This is a genomic window from Ornithinibacter sp. (assembly GCF_035443565.1).
In the GTDB taxonomy this organism is placed as follows: Bacteria; Actinomycetota; Actinomycetes; order Actinomycetales; family Dermatophilaceae; genus Fodinibacter.
This window is the reverse complement of record NZ_DAORSO010000372.1, coordinates 1-1,342: the sequence shown is the minus strand read 5'-3', so window position 1 is coordinate 1,342 and position 1,342 is coordinate 1. Positions and strand designations below refer to the sequence as shown.

The 1,342-nt window shown below is 70.0% G+C and carries 1 protein-coding gene; it reads left to right on the top strand.

Going from position 1 to position 1,342, the window contains the following annotated elements:
- Positions 1-388 precede the first annotated feature (388 nt).
- Complete coding sequence (locus PLL68_RS15280; protein WP_324535567.1) at positions 389-1,210, top strand: hypothetical protein; 822 nt, start codon at positions 389-391, stop codon at positions 1,208-1,210.
- The last annotated feature ends 132 nt before the right edge of the window (positions 1,211-1,342 follow it).

Below are 1,342 nucleotides of genomic sequence, written 5' to 3'. Positions count from 1 at the left end.
TCCCCCTCCCCCGTCGAGAGGAGGCAACACGCAGGCGGTGAGCCCACGGCATCCGCGTGTTGCCTCCTCTCGACGCACGCTCGCACGCTCGCACGCTCGCACGCTCGCACGCTCGCACGCTCGCGCCAGCCTCACTCCTCAGCGGGGCCGGCCGCACCCCGGGTGATCCAACTTTGGGATGCTTCACGTGGTGGGCCAGTGCTCAAATCTGGCCTGTGGACAACTCGGACGAGGCCTCTCGGGGCGGCAGAGTCGTCAGATGCCTCCCCCAGACCTGCCACCGCTGCCGCCAGGACCCCTGTCCCTGGCGACAGCTCGCAGCCTCGGGCTGACGGACCACCAGTGGCGCCTGCCACAACTCCTTCGCACCACCCGGTCGGTTCGCTCCGTGGCCCTGCCCACCAACGCCCGAGAGCGGGCAGCCTCATTCCGGATGGCCCTGCCGGATGACGTCATCTTCTCCCACGTGACAGCGGCCCAGCTCTGGGGCCTGCCACTGCCACGTGGCCTCGAGAACCAGGTGGAACTCGACGTCATGCGCGACACCTCCCGTGGGCGAATAGTCCGTCATGGGTGCCTTGGTCACCGAGGTCGTGAGCGGCGCGCGTCGACCATCGTTCACGGCATCCCCGTCACCTCGCTCGGCGACACGTGGGTGGATCTCGGCGAGGTGGTGTCACGAGGCCTGGGTCGCGATGACCTCGTGGTGGCTGGGGACGTCGTGGCGACCCGCACCTCGAGGGTTCCTCCCGGTTCATCCACGGCGGATGCCGTTCGGCCCCTCGCGGACGCGCTCGCCGCGCGCGTGCGCCCCCGCAACAAGGCCCTGCTGACGGCATCCCTCGCGCTCGTGCGTCCGGGCGTGCGCTCACCGATGGAGAGCCGGTCACGGCTGGTGTTCGTCGATGCGGGCTTTCCCGAACCGGAGGTCAACGGTCATGTCTTCGCTGCCGATGGCGGCTGGCTGGCCGAGTGCGACCTGCTCTGGCGGGCACGGCGCGTCATCGGGGAGTACCAGGGGGCCGTGCACTCAGGGATCCGTGCACGCAGCCGCGACTCGCACCGCAACGGGCTGCTCACGGACGAGGGCTGGCTCGTGCTGGAGATCTTCGCCGAGGACCACACCGACCGTCATCGCAAGTCGCTCATGCTGAACCGGTTCGCTCGAGCCCTGGACCTCGACCCCGCCACGCTGTGCATCGCCGGGTGAGGGGAGTCCAGCAACCAGCCCGCCGGAGTCGAGAGGAGGCGACACGCAGGCGGCGCACGGCCGGCCTCCGCGTGTTGCCTCCTCTCGACCCGCGAGCGTCCGATGCCGGATGCCGGATGCCGGTCAGGCGTA